General features: G+C 38.1%; 15 protein-coding genes. 10 read left to right on the top strand and 5 right to left on the bottom strand.

The window, feature by feature from the left end; translation table 11 throughout:
* Nucleotides 1-488: 488 nt before the first annotated feature.
* Entirely contained in the window at nucleotides 489-833 is a 345-nt protein-coding gene (locus IQ228_RS06725; RefSeq protein WP_193962458.1) for a hypothetical protein, read from the top strand.
* Nucleotides 834-857: 24 nt separating this feature from the next.
* Here the strand turns inward: IQ228_RS06725 and IQ228_RS06720 are convergent, their stop codons facing one another.
* Both IQ228_RS06720 and IQ228_RS06715 read right to left on the bottom strand, forming a co-directional pair.
* Nucleotides 858-1,640: a DUF4276 family protein gene (locus IQ228_RS06720; RefSeq protein ID WP_035083200.1), complete on the bottom strand. Its 783-nt coding sequence runs from the start codon at nucleotides 1,638-1,640 to the stop codon at nucleotides 858-860.
* Entirely contained in the window at nucleotides 1,640-2,833 is a 1,194-nt protein-coding gene (locus IQ228_RS06715) for an AAA family ATPase (RefSeq protein WP_027404100.1), read from the bottom strand. Before IQ228_RS06715 ends, IQ228_RS06720 begins: the two co-directional genes overlap by 1 nt.
* Before the next feature lie 164 nt (nucleotides 2,834-2,997).
* On the opposite strand from IQ228_RS06715, the gene ileS reads away from it, so the two are divergent.
* The 3 genes from ileS (at nucleotide 2,998) to IQ228_RS06695 (ending at nucleotide 7,695) form a co-directional block, all read left to right on the top strand.
* On the top strand, nucleotides 2,998-6,273 hold the full coding sequence (gene ileS / locus IQ228_RS26490) for an isoleucine--tRNA ligase (protein ID WP_370566833.1): 3,276 nt from the start codon (nucleotides 2,998-3,000) through the stop codon (nucleotides 6,271-6,273).
* Between the two features lie 178 nt (nucleotides 6,274-6,451).
* Complete coding sequence (locus IQ228_RS06700; protein ID WP_027404102.1) at nucleotides 6,452-7,057, top strand: Uma2 family endonuclease; 606 nt, start codon at nucleotides 6,452-6,454, stop codon at nucleotides 7,055-7,057.
* Nucleotides 7,058-7,113: 56 nt separating this feature from the next.
* Nucleotides 7,114-7,695, top strand: a complete 582-nt coding sequence (locus IQ228_RS06695; protein ID WP_193962457.1) for a Uma2 family endonuclease — start codon at nucleotides 7,114-7,116, stop codon at nucleotides 7,693-7,695.
* 164 nt (nucleotides 7,696-7,859) lie between these two features.
* Here the strand turns inward: IQ228_RS06695 and IQ228_RS06690 are convergent, their stop codons facing one another.
* On the bottom strand, nucleotides 7,860-8,138 hold the full coding sequence (locus IQ228_RS06690; RefSeq protein WP_035083202.1) for a hypothetical protein: 279 nt from the start codon (nucleotides 8,136-8,138) through the stop codon (nucleotides 7,860-7,862).
* A gap of 335 nt (nucleotides 8,139-8,473) precedes the next feature.
* Here IQ228_RS06690 and ppsA point away from each other — a divergent pair, with 335 nt between their 5' ends.
* The 3 genes from ppsA (at nucleotide 8,474) to rpsN (ending at nucleotide 13,413) form a co-directional block, all read left to right on the top strand.
* On the top strand, nucleotides 8,474-10,909 hold the full coding sequence (gene ppsA / locus IQ228_RS06685) for a phosphoenolpyruvate synthase (protein WP_027404103.1): 2,436 nt from the start codon (nucleotides 8,474-8,476) through the stop codon (nucleotides 10,907-10,909).
* Nucleotides 10,910-11,188: 279 nt separating this feature from the next.
* A complete protein-coding gene (locus IQ228_RS06680; protein WP_027404104.1) occupies nucleotides 11,189-12,697 on the top strand; it encodes a pyruvate kinase in 1,509 nt (502 codons plus the stop codon).
* Nucleotides 12,698-13,110: 413 nt separating this feature from the next.
* Nucleotides 13,111-13,413, top strand: a complete 303-nt coding sequence (gene rpsN / locus IQ228_RS06675; protein ID WP_027404105.1) for a 30S ribosomal protein S14 — start codon at nucleotides 13,111-13,113, stop codon at nucleotides 13,411-13,413.
* 142 nt (nucleotides 13,414-13,555) lie between these two features.
* On the opposite strand, the gene IQ228_RS06670 is transcribed toward rpsN, so the two are convergent.
* Nucleotides 13,556-13,885, bottom strand: coding sequence for a hypothetical protein (locus IQ228_RS06670; RefSeq protein ID WP_027404106.1), 330 nt, complete (start codon nucleotides 13,883-13,885; stop codon nucleotides 13,556-13,558).
* A gap of 53 nt (nucleotides 13,886-13,938) precedes the next feature.
* On the opposite strand from IQ228_RS06670, the gene aat reads away from it, so the two are divergent.
* The 3 genes from aat (at nucleotide 13,939) to IQ228_RS06655 (ending at nucleotide 17,234) form a co-directional block, all read left to right on the top strand.
* Nucleotides 13,939-14,514, top strand: coding sequence for a leucyl/phenylalanyl-tRNA--protein transferase (aat, locus tag IQ228_RS06665; protein WP_027404107.1), 576 nt, complete (start codon nucleotides 13,939-13,941; stop codon nucleotides 14,512-14,514).
* Between the two features lie 360 nt (nucleotides 14,515-14,874).
* Nucleotides 14,875-16,062 carry a glycosyltransferase family 4 protein gene (locus IQ228_RS06660; protein WP_027404108.1) on the top strand — a complete coding sequence of 396 codons (1,188 nt, stop codon included), beginning with the start codon at nucleotides 14,875-14,877 and terminating at the stop codon, nucleotides 16,060-16,062.
* Between the two features lie 125 nt (nucleotides 16,063-16,187).
* A complete protein-coding gene (locus IQ228_RS06655; protein ID WP_193962456.1) occupies nucleotides 16,188-17,234 on the top strand; it encodes a cyanophycinase in 1,047 nt (348 codons plus the stop codon).
* 75 nt (nucleotides 17,235-17,309) lie between these two features.
* On the opposite strand, the gene IQ228_RS06650 is transcribed toward IQ228_RS06655, so the two are convergent.
* Nucleotides 17,310-17,741: a DUF29 domain-containing protein gene (locus IQ228_RS06650; protein ID WP_193962455.1), complete on the bottom strand. Its 432-nt coding sequence runs from the start codon at nucleotides 17,739-17,741 to the stop codon at nucleotides 17,310-17,312.
* Nucleotides 17,742-17,931 lie beyond the last annotated feature (190 nt).

Here is a 17,931-nt window from a genome sequence, read left to right as displayed (position 1 = left end):
GTTATTAATCCGATTTTATTTGAAATCAAAAAAGAAGTTTATTGGCTTCCAGAAGCAGGAAAACCTTTACCATTTCCAAGATATGAAGATCCAGAAGGTAATTTTGGTTTTATGGAAATGATCAACTTTATCCCATACCCAAAAGAATATTAGATGTTGTTTGTAAAGACTATAGTGCTAATACTTTATATTCTACAGATACCCCTGAATATGAAATTGGTGATGCTTCAGTTAAAAGAGTTATATTAGCTTTAGAAAAGTTAGAAAATATTACAGCTTATCCCACAGGTGAAAATAGTATTGCTGATATTAAATTCAAATGGGATTTAATTGTTAAAGTCAATGACAAAAATTATCCATTACAAATTAAATCTAGTGAACTACAAGCTATAGAAGATTGGCAAATTTACAAGGAATTATGGACAGATAGACAAATTCCATTTCTTCCTGCTATTGTTTGGACAAATTTTGCTTCATCAATAGATGCAATGGCAAAGCAGTTTTCTCAATTATTTGATGTGGAGTTTAAAAAAGAATTACCCATAGTTAATAATAACATCAATAGTCAAATAGTTAGAAATAAAGATCAGTTACCGCAAAATGTTGATCAAGTTGGAACTGGAAAGAAAGCACATACATCTTTACAGAAAGCATTGTATGAAGCTGCGGGGAGAGGAACTTGGAATAAAGAAGTTGAAGATTTATTGCAGGAAATTGTTGATAGAGGAAAAAACCCAGTTTATCAGTTAATTAATCATTGTCGCACGATTGCGAAAGCGCGAACTATGCAAGCTGAAACATTGAAAAATCAAGAACAGAATCTACAAGAATAAAAATATTGATGTATTTCTAATTTTTTATTCAATGTCTTCTAATTGCTGTCTTGTAATATCACTTAAAATACCACCATGAAAGTGATACTGTTCTACAGGGAATAGCTCTAAAACATCTGGTTCTGGGTATTTTTGCAAAACTTTATAACACCAATAAAATAAAGTTCGCAGTGATGCACAAGTATCAGAACGAGATAGAATATGTTCAACTCTCAAATGTTTGATTATTTTACCTCCATCTTCTTTTTCGTCAAACCCACGATGTAATGATTTTAACTGATTTTTCGGGTGAGGAATAGTTTCAACATCTTCAAGATAATCTGTTAAAGAAGTGCCTAAAACTGTATTGATAGCTTGTGCATCAGCAAAGTAATAAGCTTCAATCATATTAACCAGAAAATGAAAGGAAGCACGATGTTTTTGATTTTTTAAAATGGTATCTAAAGCATTTTGATATCGTAGAAAAATTTGTTCTGCTTGAGCTACTCTATCATTTTCTAAATCATCTACTAATAATACATATCTACATGGGTTCTCAGACAGATACTCTCTGGCTGGAAATCCAATTTTTTCAGCATCTTTATCAGGTATGATCTTACCCATTCCAACCATTTTTAAATTCTTTTTTTTGGAAGTTATAGGGTTAAGTTGTCCAATACGATGTATAACTTTAAATGTACATATACCAGTTTCCATCAAAGTTTTAAATAAATCTTGTAGATGCTGTTCTTCAGTTTCCCCTGTTACAAATAATCCAAATTCAAAAAAATAGCATGGTTGGTTGCTATTTATATTTTCTTGATTCATTATTTTAACTCCTCAGTAAAAGCTTTACTTTGAGGTGCTATAGCTTCAGCCATATACAAAGAACCTGTGGCATAATCTTCTAATAAATCTTGTATTTCCTCTATTTCGCTAACCCGTTTCATCATAGTTTGACCATTTTTATCAAGTTCCATTGCCCATATATTTTCTGGTGCAAACTGACTAATGAGTACAGGAGAATGGGTTGATACAAAAACCTGTTTATTCCATTTTTCGGTAGCGAGTTTCACAGCTTTTGCTAACACTGCTAACGCCCAAGGATGTAAAGATATATCAGGTTCGTCTAATAAAATTAATGAATAACCATTAGGCTTTTCAGAAAATAAAGCAGTCAGATTAATTAACATTTGAAGATGTCCATCGGATACTCCTGATGCTTGTATTGGTTTACGTCTTTTTTTATCTAAAAAATTAGCATAGACCACATTTCTTCCAGTTTGTTCAAAATACAAACCATCAAAACCAGGGAAACTTTCTTTCATAAAATTCATGATAGTATCGTATCTTTCATCAATCACTCGTCTATCATGCAAATTTCTCAAAACAGACCATAAATTTTCACATCTATCTTGTAATCTATCACCCGCTTCTGATTCTGAACCTGCTCTTCTGAGACTAAATAAAGAAGCACCTCGTAAATGATAGGAACGAGCAGCACGCAACAATCTATCTAACTCTAATGCAGTTATATCACTTGTCCCAAAAGCTACGTAGCTAGTGAGGGCTAGTTTCTCCGGTTCTCTGAGAGTGATAGTAGTTTTATCTTGTCCCATGCCAAGATGATAAAATGTGGCTTTATCACTACCTATAGTTCTATCAATTAGTAATTCATTATTATTTTTTCTAACTAATTTTTCACCAACAAAAGGTTCTATTCTCCCAGCAGATAAACCAAATAAAACCTCATATTTAGTTGATTCATCTTCTATGGAAATTAATATATTATCAGTTGTATTTGCTCCATCCCACAGAATACCAATACCATGATCTCTAAAAGAAGCAGCAGAATCAACACCTCTAATTGCACAATCTCTAATGAACCATATTGTATCTAAAAATGTTGATTTTCCTGCTCCATTAGGACCAAAAAGAATGTTTAAACTACTAGGTGTAATATGAATATCCGCAAGGGAGCGAAAATTTTTGATGTGTAAATGATTTAGTTTATTAGGCATTAACAATACCATTACCATTTATTAACGCGTTAATTTTATCATAGATTACGGCAGCATTTCTTATATATCTCTTTCAATGTGAGCAAAAGAGAGAATTTTGGTTTTCATGCCAATCTCCTATAATTGATCGGATAACCTGCACACCTACATTTAGGCATGAAACTGTGACCGAAACTGGAAAATACAAAGATACCGTCAACTTACCCAAGACTAACTTCGATATGCGGGCAAACGCAATCAAGCGCGAACCCGAAATCCAAAAATTCTGGGAAGAAAACAACATTTATTCTCAACTGGCACAAAACAATCCTGGCGAATTATTTATACTGCACGATGGTCCTCCCTATGCTAACGGTCAGTTGCATATTGGTCATGCTTTAAATAAGATTCTCAAAGATATTATTAACCGCTACCATTTGCTCCAAGGTCGTAAAATTCGCTACGTTCCTGGCTGGGATTGTCACGGATTGCCCATTGAGTTGAAAGTTCTGCAAAATATGAAACAGGCAGAACGGCAAAATCTCACTCCTTTGCAATTGCGTCAAAAAGCCAAAGAGTTCGCACTAAAAACCGTAGACGAACAAAGAGAAAGCTTTAAACGCTATGGGATTTGGGGTGATTGGGAAAATCCTTATTTAACCTTAAAACCAGAATACGAAGCCGCGCAAATTGGCGTTTTTGGGGAAATGTTCCTCAAAGGTTATATCTATCGCGGTTTAAAGCCAGTGCATTGGAGTCCTAGTTCTAAAACCGCTTTAGCAGAAGCTGAGTTAGAATATCCTGAAGGTCACGTTTCTCGCAGTATTTACGCCGCTTTTCCGGTGGTGAAGGTTGCCGAAGGGTTAAAAGCTAGTTTGGATGCTTTCTTGCCTGATTTGGGCGTAGCTGTGTGGACTACTACACCCTGGACTATTCCCGGTAATTTGGCTGTAGCTGTTAACGCAGATTTGAATTATGCTTTAGTTTCAACTAGACAGGAATTTGCGAAACAGGACGTTGAAAATAGAGCTAGAGAAATTTGGGAAGCAAAAGGCAGACCGCAGCAGGATAAATTTGGTCAAGACGCTGACTATTTGCAAGCTTTACTAGAACTAGAACACGGACTTACAAAACAAGACGTTAAAAACAGAGCTAGAGAAATTTGGGAAGCAAAAGGCAGACCACAGCAGGATAAACTTGGTCAAGATGCTGACTATATGCAAGCTTTGCTAGAACTAGAACGCGGATTTACAAAACAAGAGGTTGAAAATAGAGCTAGAGAAATTTGGGAAGCAAAAGGCAAACCCCAGCAGGATAAACTTGGTCAAGATGCTGACTATATGCAAGCTTTGCGACAACTAGCAACAGGGGGACAACGAAAACAACTTCCCAAATATCTCATTGTTGCGGCTGAGTTGGTGGAAGGTTTAGCTGCTAAGTTGAATATGCAGTTAACGGTAAAAGCTAAATTCTCTGGTCAGGATTTGGAACATACTACTTATCGTCATCCTCTTTTTGACCGTGAAAGTCCGGTGGTGGTTGGTGGTGATTATATCACTACTGAGTCGGGGACTGGGTTGGTTCATACTGCTCCTGGTCATGGTCAAGAAGACTACATTGTTGGTCAGCGTTACGGTTTGCCGATTCTTGCCCCTGTTGATGATAGTGGGAATTTTACGGATGAGGCTGGTAAGTTTTCTGGCTTGAATGTTTTGGGTGATGGGAATCAAGCGATTATTGACGCTTTGCATGAAGCTGGTTCTCTGTTGAAGGAGGAAGCTTATCCTCACAAGTATCCTTATGATTGGAGAACGAAGAAACCGACGATTTTCCGCGCTACTGAACAATGGTTTGCTTCTGTGGCAGGATTTAGGGAGGAGGCTTTAAAGGCTATTTCATCTGTGCGTTGGATTCCCGCGCAAGGTGAAAACCGCATCACGCCGATGATAGCAGAAAGATCCGATTGGTGTATTTCTCGTCAACGTTCTTGGGGTGTGCCGATTCCCGTGTTTTATGATGAAGCGACTGGGGAAGTTTTGCTGAATGCGGACACGATTAACCACGTTCAAGCTATCATTGCCGAAAAGGGTTCTGATGCTTGGTGGGAGTTGTCGGTAGAGGAGTTGTTACCGGAAACATATCGCCATAATGGCAAGACTTACCGCCGAGGTACAGATACAATGGATGTCTGGTTTGATTCTGGTTCTTCTTGGGCGGCAGTAGCGAAGCAAAGACCGGAGTTACGCTATCCTGCTGATATGTATTTGGAAGGTTCTGACCAACATCGCGGTTGGTTTCAATCATCTTTGTTAACCAGTGTGGCGGTTAATGGCATTGCACCTTATAAAACTGTGTTAACTCATGGTTTCGTCTTGGATGAAAATGGACGAAAAATGAGCAAATCTGTGGGGAATGTGGTAGACCCTCAATTGATGATTCAAGGTGGGACTAACCAAAAACAACAACCTGCTTATGGTGCGGATGTTTTGCGGTTGTGGGTTTCTTCGGTTGATTATTCTGGTGATGTCCGGTTGGGTGGTAACATCATCAAGCAATTAGCTGATGTCAGAAATAAGATTCGCAACACAGCGCGGTTTTTATTGGGGAGTTTGCATGATTTTGATCCTCAGAAGGATGCTGTAGCTTTTGATGATTTACCAGATTTGGATAAGTATATGTTACACCGCATTCGTGAGGTGTTTAATGAGGTGACGGACGCTTTTGATAGTTTCCAGTTTTTCCGCTTTTTCCAAACTGTGCAGAATTTCTGTGTTGTGGATTTGTCGAACTTTTATTTAGATGTTGCGAAGGATAGATTATATATCAGTTCGGCTGATGCTTTCCGTCGTCGTAGTTGTCAAACGGTGTTGCAAATTGCTTTGGAGAATTTAGCCAGAGCGATCGCCCCTGTTTTGTGTCATACTGCGGAGGATATCTGGCAATTTATCCCCTACGAAACACAATATAAATCAGTGTTTCAAGCTGGTTGGGTGCAAGTGGATGATAAATGGGATAATCCTGAATTAGCGGAATTTTGGAAAACACTGCGCCGGATTCGTGGTGATGTTAATAAGGTTTTAGAACAAGCACGGACAGAAAAGTTAATTGGTTCTTCTCTAGAAGCTATTGCTTTGATTTATCTGAGTGATGAAAAATTATCCACTGCTATCGAACCTTTGAATGTTAGCGGTAATGGAATTGATGAATTACGGTATTTGTTCCTAACTTCCAGTGTGCAATTATTAGATACTCCTGACGCATTAAAAGGATTAAAAACTTTGCGGGTTCAAGGTGAGGATAATTGGGATATTGGCGTAGTCAATGCCGCAGATTACGAACATGATGGAAAATCATATCACAAATGCGATCGCTGTTGGAACTATTCTCCCCATGTGGGTGAATCAGCAGAACATCCATTATTGTGTGAACGCTGTATTCCCGCTTTAGCTGGAGAATTTTAAAATCATGTAAGGGTTTAGCAATGCTAAACCCCTACACGCAACAATGTTTTCCCTATCATACATAATCAGGACTTACGCACGAATCACGGAATATCTAACCACAGAGGCACAGAGGACACAGAGGAAAGAGGTTTTGAGGATATTTTGTGTAAGTCCTAATAATATGAAAACAAAAACTATGAAAACTCAAACAACTGTAGTTATAGAAACCTTACCAATGGTTTTGAAAATGCAACCAAATATTATTATAAGTGATGAGCAATTCTTTGAGTTTTGTCAATTAAACCGTGATTTAAGAATTGAACGTAATCAATTTGGAGATTTATTAATTATGTCACCTACAGATTTAGAAACAGGTGAACGTAATTTTAATTTAATTGGTGAATTAGGTATTTGGACAAAACAAAACGGTACAGGAGTAGGATTTGGTTCTAGTGGTGGTTTTACCTTACCTAATGGTGCAGTGCGTTCTCCCGACGCAGCTTGGATAAACCGCACAAAATGGGAAGCAATACCAGCAGAACAAAGGAAAAAATTTGCGCCTATTTGTCCTGAGTTTATTATTGAATTGCGTTCAGAAACTGATAATTTAAAGATTCTGCAAGAAAAGATGCAAGAATATATAGATAATGGTACACAATTAGGATGGTTAATTGATAGAAAACAATGGAAAGTATTTATTTATCGTCCCGGTCAAGCTGTGGAAGAATTAGATAATCCCCAAACATTAACTGGTGAGGATTTATTACCCGGATTTGTTTTAGATTTAAGTCAGATTTGGTAATCAATAAATGTGCTTCAATCTTTTTGACAAAAAATAGAACAAAAGTGTAATATTCAATGAATACCACAACTTTACCTCCTCACCTAACATTAAATATCAATTTAACAGATGAGGAATTTTTCCAACTCTGTCAAAATAACCGTGATTTGAGATTTGAACGCACAGCAGCAGGGGAATTAATAATTATGCCACCAACTGGTAGCGATACGGGAAATAGAAACTTTGATATTGCTGTGGAATTAGGAATTTGGAATAAACAAACAAAATTAGGTAAAGGTTTTGACTCTTCCACAGGTTTTAAACTACCAAATGGAAAAGATATTTCTCCTGATGTTGCTTGGATAAAAAAAGAACGTTGGGATAGTTTAACCCCACAACAACAGAATAAATTTGCTCCTATTGCACCTGATTTTGTCATTGAATTACGTTCTTCCAGCGACAATTTAAAACCATTACAAGAGAAAATGCAAGAATATATAGATAATGGCGTTAAATTAGCTTGGTTAATTGATAGAAAACAACGTAAAGTATTTATTTATCGTCCTGGTCAAGCTGTGGAAGAATTGGATAATCCTCAAACATTAACTGGTGAAGATTTATTACCCGGATTTATTTTAGATTTAAGTCTGATTTGGTAATAAATAAATTGGGTGTTGCTGAGTAAAAGTATGATTTTATTCCACGCAGAGGCGCAGAGAGTAAGAGTTTGAGAGATGGAATTTTCGACTTTCATACCCCAATTCACCAACGCCATAAATTGTATTCCAGCTTTAGCGAGAAAATTTTCACCACAAATTACAAATTAAAATTCTCTAGGAACGTTGCTTACAATGTCTCTATCCCAGTTTCCCTCTAATCTTGATTGGAAAGAATTTGGTTGAATCAAACCATGAGAACCGAGACGATGTTCTGGTAGGGCGATTTTTTTAGCTAGTTTTGCTAAAATCGGTTTCGGGACATTAGCAGTGTGACGTTGAGTTAATACAGGCATTTCTTGCCAACAACTGCGGCAAAACCAATAAGATTCAGTGCCACGAATATGGTGTAAGAGTGAATCGGAACAACAAGGGCATTGAGGCATAATAGTTTTAAGTCCTTCTTTGCAAGCGTTTGGCTAAATGTAGTCATGTAATGAATTGAGATAAAATAAAACTTCTTATGTACATTCCTGAATTTTAACTCTCAAGGATGGGGGGATTGTGAGAATATTTGCAAGAACAATATATTACGTAATATTTCGCTATATTGCCTCTATATTTATTTACATTCTAAACTAGAGTAATCTTAAATGGGTGAGACATCTGGTAGTAAATCCCGTCCCCTCCTCTATATCCTCGCAACATCTTTAAACTGTCCGTGCATAAACAGAATGGGTTCTGAATTAAATAACAGTAGCTATTTAAGGAATCTCAGAATATGTTGGAAATTAAACGCAACCAAGAAAATAGCCAAATTACACAAGAAGCTTTAGTATTACCCTTTAATGCCGTAGGAATTGCGGATATTCCCCTAGTAGGTGGTAAAAATGCCTCTTTAGGCGAAATGATTCAACAGCTAAGTTCTCAAGGGGTAAAAGTTCCCACGGGATTTGCGACTACGGCTTATGCTTATAGATACTTCATTACTGCGGCTGGGTTAGAGGCAAAACTGCGAAAGATTTTTGCAGATTTAGATGTCGAAGATATGGATAATTTGCAAGAATGTGGCAAAAAAGCCAGATCATTGATGCTAGAAACCCCATTTCCGCTAGAATTACAGGAAGCGATCGCTAAATCCTATCAAAATCTTTGTGAAGAATACGATATTAATACTGATGTAGCTGTTCGTTCTAGTGCTACAGCCGAAGACTTACCAGATGCTAGTTTTGCGGGACAACAGGAAACCTACCTGAATGTTCATGGCATCAAAGGTGTATTAGAATCTTGCCATAAATGCTTTGCCTCTATTTTCACAGACAGGGCAATTTCCTACCGACAAATAAGAGGTTTCGATCATTTTGAAGTAGCCTTATCAGTCGGTGTCCAAAAAATGGTACGTTCTGATTTAGCATCTTCTGGAGTCATGTTTTCCATTGACACAGAAACAGGGTTTCAAAATGCCGCTTTAATTACCGCTGCTTATGGTTTGGGTGAAAATATAGTCCAAGGTGCAGTTAACCCAGATGAATATTTAGTATTTAAACCAACTTTAAAAAAAGGATATAAACCCATTCTCCAAAAGCGGTTGGGAACAAAAGAAATTAAAATGGTTTATGATCTAGGCGGATCAAAATTAACCAAAAATATTTCCGTTCCTCAACTTGAACGGCATCAATTTGCCCTAAATGATCAAGAAATCCTCCAACTAGCGGAATGGACTTGTATCATTGAAGATCATTATTCCCAAGTTCGGGGAATATCCACCCCAATGGATATTGAATGGGCAAAAGATGGCATAACTGGTGAGTTATTTATCGTCCAAGCTAGACCAGAAACAGTTCAATCACAAAAATCAAAAACCGTTCTCAGAAGTTATCAACTCCAAGAAAAAAGTCAAGTTTTGTTAACAGGTCGCAGCGTTGGCGAAATGATCGGTCAAGGTAAAGCTAGAGTAATTCTAGATGTGCCGGAAATTCATCTCTTCCAAGCCGGAGAAGTGTTAGTTACTAACCGCACAGACCCCGACTGGGAACCGATTATGAAAAAAGCCAGTGCTATTGTCACTAACTCTGGTGGGAGGACTTGTCATGCATCAATTATTGCCAGAGAAATGGGTATTCCTGCTATTGTGGGTTGTGGAAATGCAACAGAAATATTACAAACAGGACAAGAGATTACTGTTAGCTGTGCCGAAGGGGAAACCGGTCAAGTTTACTCAGGTTTATTAAACTTTGAAATTCAAGAATTACCATTAGATAACTTACCCCGTACCCGCACCAAAATTATGATGAATGTGGGTAATCCTGAAGAAGCTTTAGGTTTGACAGCAATTCCTAATGATGGTGTTGGTTTAGCCAGAATGGAATTTATCATTGCTAACCATATTAAAGCCCATCCTTTAGCATTACTACATTTTAACGAATTAGAAGACGAACTTGCCAAATATAAAATTAGCGAATTAACGGCACAATATGAAGATAAAGCCGAATTCTTTATTGCTAAATTGGCGCAAGGTATCGGCACAATTGCCGCAGCATTTTATCCCAAACCTGTAATTGTCCGATTATCAGATTTCAAAAGTAATGAATATGCAAACCTCTTAGGTGGTAGACAATTTGAACCCAAAGAAGAAAATCCCATGCTTGGTTGGCGTGGTGCTTCCCGTTATTATGATCCTCGTTATCGTGAAGGTTTTGCCTTAGAATGTCAAGCCATGAAACGGGTACGAGAAGAAATGGGTTTAACCAATATGATTCTCATGGTTCCCTTTTGTCGCACTCCCGAAGAAGGAAAACGGGTATTAGAGGAAATGGCAAAAAATGGCTTAGTCAAAGGCGAAAATGGCTTAGAAGTTTACGTTATGTGCGAGTTACCAAGTAACGTTTTATTAGCTGATGAATTTAGCCAAGTCTTTGATGGGTTCTCCATTGGTTCTAATGATTTAACCCAATTAACATTAGGATTAGATCGAGATTCTGAATTAGTAGCCCATTTATTTGATGAACGCAACGAAGCTGTAAAACGAATAATTGCCAAAGCCATAACTACTGTTAAACAAAATGGTCGCAAAATTGGTATTTGTGGACAAGCACCCAGCGATTATCCAGAATTTGCCCGTTTCTTAGTTGAACAAGGTATAGATTCTATTAGTCTCAACCCTGATTCTGTGATTAAGACAATGTTAGAAATTGCGAAAGCAGAAAAAGGGGAATAGGTAATAGGTGAATCGAAAATCTGCGCTTTCTGTGTCTGAAGTGGGTTGAAAATAATTTATCTAACCACAGAGGCACAGAGGACACAGAGGAAGGAGGTTAGGAGAGAATTTTTCAACATTTTTATTTTCTTTGAAAGGGTTAGTTAACAGTAGGTAAAAAGTGAATTTAAATATCCGTTATAGTCCAATACAATTCAGTCAAGAATTTTTTCTTCTCTCTGTTACCTCTGTGGTTAGATAAAAAAAGATTTTTAAATTAGTGGAGTTGAATTTATTAATATGCAGTCTACTAATGTAGAGTTGGACTTATCTGATCCTTGTGTTTTGCTTACCACATTACAAGAACTTCGTCAATCTGTTGATGAGGAAGGAAAAGAAATATTTCAAAGGTGGAAAAAGCAAATTCACCGACAATCTTTTATTAATAGTAGTCTCAATCTTGCCTATTATCTGGCACTGAGAAGACACGATTTGCGACAACTGCAAGCGGCTTTAATGCCTTGGGGTTTGTCCTCATTGGGGAGGATAGAAGCTAAGGTTTTACCGACCTTAGATGCGGTGATTGCCACCTTACAGGCAGTTTGTGGCACAGATAATGATTCTGTAATTATACATCCACCTTTGGACGCATTTTTTGAAGGCGATCGCCTACTTCAACAAAATACCGAAGATTTATTTGGCAATACCCTCGATCACCGTCGTGTCAGAATTATGGTAACGTTACCAACTGAATCTGCTACCAATTACAAATTTCTACGAGATATCATTCGTCAAGGGACAAACTGTGTAAGAATTAATTGCGCCCATGATACCGCCGTTGAATGGTTAGCAATGATTAACAATGTCAAACAAGCAGAATTAGAATTAGGATCTGCTTGTAAAATTCTCATGGATTTAAGTGGTCCAAAAACCAGAATTAAATTTGCCATTGCCCCCAGCCCCAAACAACGAATATTTAAAGGTGAATCTCTCCTCCTCACCCATGAGTTACCCACGAATATTGATTCTGAATGTTTCCAAGTTAGTTGCACAATTCCCGAAGTATTAACAGAACTGAAAATTGGCACATTAGTTTGGATTGATGATGGGCGCATTGGTGCTTATGTCGAGTCAATTACATCCGAAGGAGTGTGGTTGAAAATCACCCATGCCCGTCTCAAAGGTGAGAAAATATCACCAGAGAAAGGCATTAATTTTCCTGACACTGACTTACATTTGAGTTCTTTAACAACAAAAGATCAACAAGATTTAGATTTTATCACCACCCATGCCAATCAAGTTGATATTATCGGTTATTCCTATGTGCAAACACCCGCAGATATTCAGCTTTTACAACAGGAATTAGCAACAAGATTACCAGAAAATTCTCCCACACCTGCCATAGTTGCCAAAATAGAAACACCCTTAGCAGTGAGTAATTTGCCAGAATTAATTATTCAAGCCGCCGGGAAACAACCCTTTGGAATTATGATTGCCAGAGGAGATTTGGCACTGGAAATTGGTTATCAACGGCTGGCAGAAATTCAAGAAGAAATACTATGGTTATGTGAAGCTGCCCATATCCCTGTAATTTGGGCAACTCAAGTCTTAGAAAATCTTGTTAAACACGGAATGCCGTCACGGGCAGAAATTACTGATGCTGCCATGTCAGAACGGGCAGAATGTGTCATGCTCAATAAGGGTGATTATATTATTGAAGCCGTAGGCATTTTAGATGATGTCCTCACAAGAATGCAAGCCCATCAAGTCAAAAAAACACCTCAGTTACGGGCTTTACATTCTTGGTAACTATCTTTATAAGGAAGAACGCCGAAAACCCTTGAAAATGTGGGTGACTCAGGATAGCCACATTTGGGCTTTAGACAAGGGATGAAGGCTAGAGGCAGGATTTATCCTGCATTGATTTTAATCCATATTCGTGATACAACTATACTGTCACTAAAGACATAAAAAGCTACCGAGGGACTCTCGGAAAGTTACGCTTGTCAGATATGATTTCGCCCGCCAGGGCCAACGAAATCAGGGCAAGAACCCAAATATTTAAGGCAATGCCTGAAACTGGGATAACTGAGGGATATAGACTGAAACTCTCTATAGAATCTCCGCGTCTTTAGACCGGAGAGTGTCAATGCCATTTTCTCTATAATCGCCAATAAAGGTGTAGAATAGGGAATGCTGTCTTTCATTAGATTAGGGAATTCATGGCGAAAAAGAGTATGATTGAGCGCGAGAAGAAACGCGCCAAAATGGTAGCTAAGTATGCTGAAAAGCGAGAAGCACTATTAGAAGAGTTTAGAACAGCAGAATCTCCGTTGCTGAAGTTAGAAGTTCACCGTAAAATTCAACAACTACCCCGTAACAGTGCGCCTACTCGTAAGCACAACCGTTGCTGGTTAACTGGTCGTCCTAGAGGCGTTTACCGTGATTTCGGACTATCTCGGAACGTACTTCGGGAATGGGCCCATGAAGGTCTTTTACCAGGTGTTGTTAAGTCTAGCTGGTAGTTAGTCGTCAATGGTCAGTGGTCAGTAGAAGGAGGCAAGAGGCAAGAGGCAAGAGGCAAGAGGCAAGAGAAATATCCCCCTATTCCCTGTTCCCTGTTCCCTATTCCCTATTCCCTATTACCAATGACCAATGACCAAGGTATTATTGCCCACAACAATAATCAATTCCCAGGCTATCTAAGAGTAGATCGCTAACGGCGTTGGCGATCGCAAACTCTCCAAAAAAACTTTTAGAAAAATCAAATGATTGCATCTCTGTGACAATAGCAATTACCAGAGAACCTAAATCATTTTCTCCCTCCATGCGTTGTCTTACAAAAATCTGTGATACCCGCTGGGCAATATTTTGATTGATTGCTTCAGGAATAAACTCTTCATCAAGCCAATGTAACAGGTTTTGTTGTAACCATTCACCTTCTTGCTGGGGATTTTCCGAAGGAGGTAAGGTAATGGGTGGAATTGCTGGAGTCATTTTTGTATATTTTATATAGAATTTGTTCGCTAGGGTAATCTTAGAAGAAGATAATGGAATATGATGTTGATGCTATTGTTCGGGGTTATGCTCAAGGTTATTTTCTCATGTCTGATGAAAGTAATAACCTGGGATGGTATGGAAGTAAGGAACGGACTCTAATCCCTTTGGATGAACGCTTTCGCTATCCTAAATCATTACAGCGCGTCATTAACCAAGAAAGGTTTACAGTTGCCATTAACCGGGACTTTTTAGGAGTAGTTGCTGGCTGTGCTAACCGGGACACAACTTGGATTTCTCCAGAATTAGTCAAGATTTATGAGTTACTTTACCAAAATGGTTACGCTTATAGTTTTGAAACTTGGTTTGGTGATAAATTAGCTGGGGGAATTTTGGGAATTGTCATTGGTGGCGCTTTTATTGGTGAATCCATGTTTTTCAACATTTCCGAAGGTTCTAAGGTAGCAATGGTCAAGTTAGTGGAAAGATTGCGTCAACAGAAATTTAGACTATTTGACGCACAAATGATGAATCCTCATTTAGCTAGATTTGGCGCTTATCATATTAGTAGTGAAGAATATGCAGTTTTACTTAAACAAGCTGTATCAAGTTCTTGTAACTTAATTTAAGGAGTCAGGAGGTAGGGGCGCAGGGCCTGCGCCCAGTCAGGAGTCACTTGGCAGTTATATCCTGTACCTCAGTGATCTGCAATATGATTTAATCTGATGAATATCTAGCATACCTCTAAGATACAAGGTTGGGTTGTTCGCGTCAGCGTTGCGGAGCAATGGCACGTTCACGAAGTGTGGCGATAGCTTGCGTGGCGACGTAGGAGCCATAGCCATAACCCAACAAATGCGTCGGGTTGCGCTGTCGCTTAACCCGACCTACAAAAAATGGACAAGGTATTGTAGTAGCCAAAGTTATTTTTTTTGAGATAATTATAGTTTTTAAACTTTCGAGATTTTTGTCAATCATCGGGGAGTCAAATGAAGATATTAGTGCTGAGTTGGGAATTTCCACCGAGGATAGTTGGGGGAATTGCTCGTCACGTTGCTGAGTTGTACCCGGAACTAATCAAGCTAGGTCATGATATCCACCTAATCACGCCAGAATTCGGTCCAGCATCCTTGTATGAGGTGGTTGAAGGAATTCATATCCATCGTGTCCCAGTACCTGCTAGTAACGATTTTTTCCACTGGGTGGTAAACTTAAATGAGAGCATGGGAAAACATGGTGGTCAGTTGTTGACCGACAAAGGTCCATTTGATCTGATTCATGGCCATGATTGGTTAGTTGGAGATGCAGCGATCGCTCTCAAGCATACCTTTAAAATTCCCCTCATTGCCACAATTCACGCCACTGAACATGGACGCTATAACGGCATTCATAATGATACCCAACGCTATATTCATGATAAAGAATATGCACTAGCTCACAATGCTTGGCGAGTCATCGTTTGTAGTGAATATATGCGTCAGCAAATGATTCAAACGCTACATATTACTAATGATAAAATTGACGTAATCTATAATGGTATCCGCCCAGAAAAGAAAATACATCATCAAGATTTTCATGCTCAAGATTTTCGGCGACGATTTGCCGCAGATTATGAAAAAATTGTGTATTATCTTGGTCGCATGACTTATGAAAAAGGCGTACCCATATTACTTAATGCCGCCCCCAAGGTACTATGGGAAATGGAAGGTAATGTTAAATTTGTTATCGTCGGTGGTGGTAATACTGACCATCTTAAACGTCAAGCTTGGGATTTGGGAATTTGGAACAAGTGTTACTTTACTGGGTTTCTGACTGATGAATACTTAGATAAATTTCAAACCATTGCTGACTGTGCAGTTTTTCCCAGTCTTTATGAACCCTTTGGTATAGTTGCCTTAGAAAGTTTTGCCTCTCGCGTACCAGTCATAGTTTCCGATACTGGTGGTTTACCAGAAGTAGTTCAACACACAAAAACGGGAATTACCACTTGGGTAAACAACTCGGACTCTGTAGCTTGGGGAATATTAGAAGTTTTGAAAAACCCAGATTATTGTCAATGGTTGGTAAATAACGCTTATGCAGATTTAGAAAAAAGATTTAGCTGGACAAAATTAGGTAAGCAAACAGAAATGGTTTATAAAAGAGTAGTGCAAGAACGAGCAGAAATTGTCTGGTAACGAGAATCAAAGATTACGCTGATAATTTGCCATAAAAAAACACTACAAACCCTGTACGCTAGGAATTTAGCCTTGGACAATGCGAAAGTTAGAAATGATTGCTGTTTGCTTGACAAGATTTTAATATGACAAAGGCATTCCTAAATACATCCAAGCATTTGCAAAATGCAAAAAACAGCTTATTGAAGATGATAAATCGTATCCTAGATCGTTTAACAGCCAAGTTAAAACGGTTCTTTGAGGATATCATCGCCGATAGCCGGACTCCCACCGCCAAACCAGCTTATAAACTCCCTAAATTAGCTGGTCCTGTTCATAACTTAGGTGGAGGTGGTCCTGATGTTGATGACGCTATCCAATGGATGATTAATCAAGTCAGAGGCGGTAGTTACAGCGACAATAAAGTTAATGTTTTAGTCATTCGGGCTGCTGGTAATGATGATTACAATCAGTTAATTTATCCCATGAGAGGTGTCAAATATGTAGAAACTCTCATCATTCGTAATCGTCAAGAAGCGAACAGAACCGATATTTTTGATAAAGTCAGAAATGCTGGCGTAATTTTCTTTGCAGGTGGTGATCAATGTGAATATATTCGCCACTGGAAAAATACTAAATTAGAAGTTGCTATCAAGTCAGTTTACGATAAAGGTGGTGCGATTGGGGGTACAAGTGCCGGGGCGATGATTCAAAGTGAATATGTTTATGATTCTTGTGCTTGTGAAGATAGTATTGAAACTCATGAAGCCCTTGATGATCCTTACGGGAATATTACCTTTACCTATAATTTTTTCCAGTGGAAATATTTGCGCGGAACTATCATTGATACCCACTTTGATGAACGCAAAAGAATGGGAAGAATTATGGTTTTTATTGCCCGACAAATTCAAGATGGTGTATCTTCAAAAGCATTAGGGATAGCAATTAGTGAACAAACATCTTTACTAGTTGATAAATATGGTATTGCTAAAGTTGTGGGTAAAGGTTCAGCCTATTTTGTTTTAGGAGATCATCCCCCAGAAATTTGTGAAAAGGGGACTCCTCTCACCTATCACGACTACAAAATCTGGCGAGTTCCTAGAGGTGAAACTTTCGACTTAAATAAATTACCATCACGGGGTTATTATCTCAGAAGTGTGAAGCGGGGAAGGTTTGATTCAGATCCTTATTAGTACCATTTCTCTACACAAATCCACCTCATTAGCCCACTCAGGTGGGCTTTGTGATATTCACCGAATGTGAATTTACTATTGTGGCAGCCAATTTTCATCTAAAATTAATTCCAAAGCATAAAGACATTCTTCAGGAAATGTAGAAATTATCAATCCTGTTTGTTTAGCTGCTTGACGACGTGCTTTTTCATAGCTGTCTTCCAATTGTTCTTGAGGATAATTTTTGAGACTGGGACTATCTTTAATAGTTAATTCAATTTGAGTACGAGCATCTGTGATAGAATCTAGCCAACTATCAGAACGTCGTTGAGGTTGATATTGCCATTTGAGTAGGTGTAAAAGTAGACGAATTAATTGACTAGAAATTGCCCGTCGTTCACTTTTACCCAATTCAGAAATCTCCTCAATTAAATGTTCTTTATCTATTTCTTGCCAGCGATTTTCTAGTAATAATTGGGCTGTTTCTTCAAGCCACATATTGAAATCTGTTTGATAGGTTATGGTCATAAATTTAATTTACCTCTGACTACTATTATTTGATGATATTATAATCAATAATCACTGAGTCATTTCATTTAAAGCTATATTAATTATTTCTTCACTAACTCCATGATGTTTTAAATTTTCAATAAAAGTATAAACTCCTTGATTACGACTTTCTAAATAATATAATATGGCTGCGATAGGAGATGGAGGA

The sequence above is a fragment of the Dolichospermum sp. LEGE 00246 genome (assembly GCF_015207865.1).
Classification (GTDB): domain Bacteria; phylum Cyanobacteriota; class Cyanobacteriia; order Cyanobacteriales; family Nostocaceae; genus Dolichospermum; species Dolichospermum heterosporum.
This window is presented reverse-complemented; position numbering and strand designations above follow the sequence as displayed.

Excerpts from the sequence above, each read along its gene's own strand:
- IQ228_RS06650 (WP_193962455.1), bottom strand. The coding sequence starts at position 17,741 with ATGACCATAACCTATCAAACAGATTTCAATATGTGGCTTGAAGAAACA.
- IQ228_RS06670 (WP_027404106.1), bottom strand. The coding sequence starts at position 13,885 with ATGACTCCAGCAATTCCACCCATTACCTTACCTCCTTCGGAAAATCCC.
- IQ228_RS06680 (WP_027404104.1), top strand. The coding sequence starts at position 11,189 with ATGCAGTCTACTAATGTAGAGTTGGACTTATCTGATCCTTGTGTTTTG.
- IQ228_RS06715 (WP_027404100.1), bottom strand. The coding sequence starts at position 2,833 with ATGCCTAATAAACTAAATCATTTACACATCAAAAATTTTCGCTCCCTT.
- IQ228_RS06700 (WP_027404102.1), top strand. The coding sequence starts at position 6,452 with ATGAAAACTCAAACAACTGTAGTTATAGAAACCTTACCAATGGTTTTG.
- aat (WP_027404107.1), top strand. The coding sequence starts at position 13,939 with ATGGAATATGATGTTGATGCTATTGTTCGGGGTTATGCTCAAGGTTAT.
- IQ228_RS06660 (WP_027404108.1), top strand. The coding sequence starts at position 14,875 with ATGAAGATATTAGTGCTGAGTTGGGAATTTCCACCGAGGATAGTTGGG.
- IQ228_RS06725 (WP_193962458.1), top strand. The coding sequence starts at position 489 with ATGGCAAAGCAGTTTTCTCAATTATTTGATGTGGAGTTTAAAAAAGAA.
- rpsN (WP_027404105.1), top strand. The coding sequence starts at position 13,111 with ATGGCGAAAAAGAGTATGATTGAGCGCGAGAAGAAACGCGCCAAAATG.
- IQ228_RS06655 (WP_193962456.1), top strand. The coding sequence starts at position 16,188 with ATGACAAAGGCATTCCTAAATACATCCAAGCATTTGCAAAATGCAAAA.
- ppsA (WP_027404103.1), top strand. The coding sequence starts at position 8,474 with ATGTTGGAAATTAAACGCAACCAAGAAAATAGCCAAATTACACAAGAA.
- IQ228_RS06690 (WP_035083202.1), bottom strand. The coding sequence starts at position 8,138 with ATGCCTCAATGCCCTTGTTGTTCCGATTCACTCTTACACCATATTCGT.
- IQ228_RS06695 (WP_193962457.1), top strand. The coding sequence starts at position 7,114 with ATGAATACCACAACTTTACCTCCTCACCTAACATTAAATATCAATTTA.
- IQ228_RS06720 (WP_035083200.1), bottom strand. The coding sequence starts at position 1,640 with ATGAATCAAGAAAATATAAATAGCAACCAACCATGCTATTTTTTTGAA.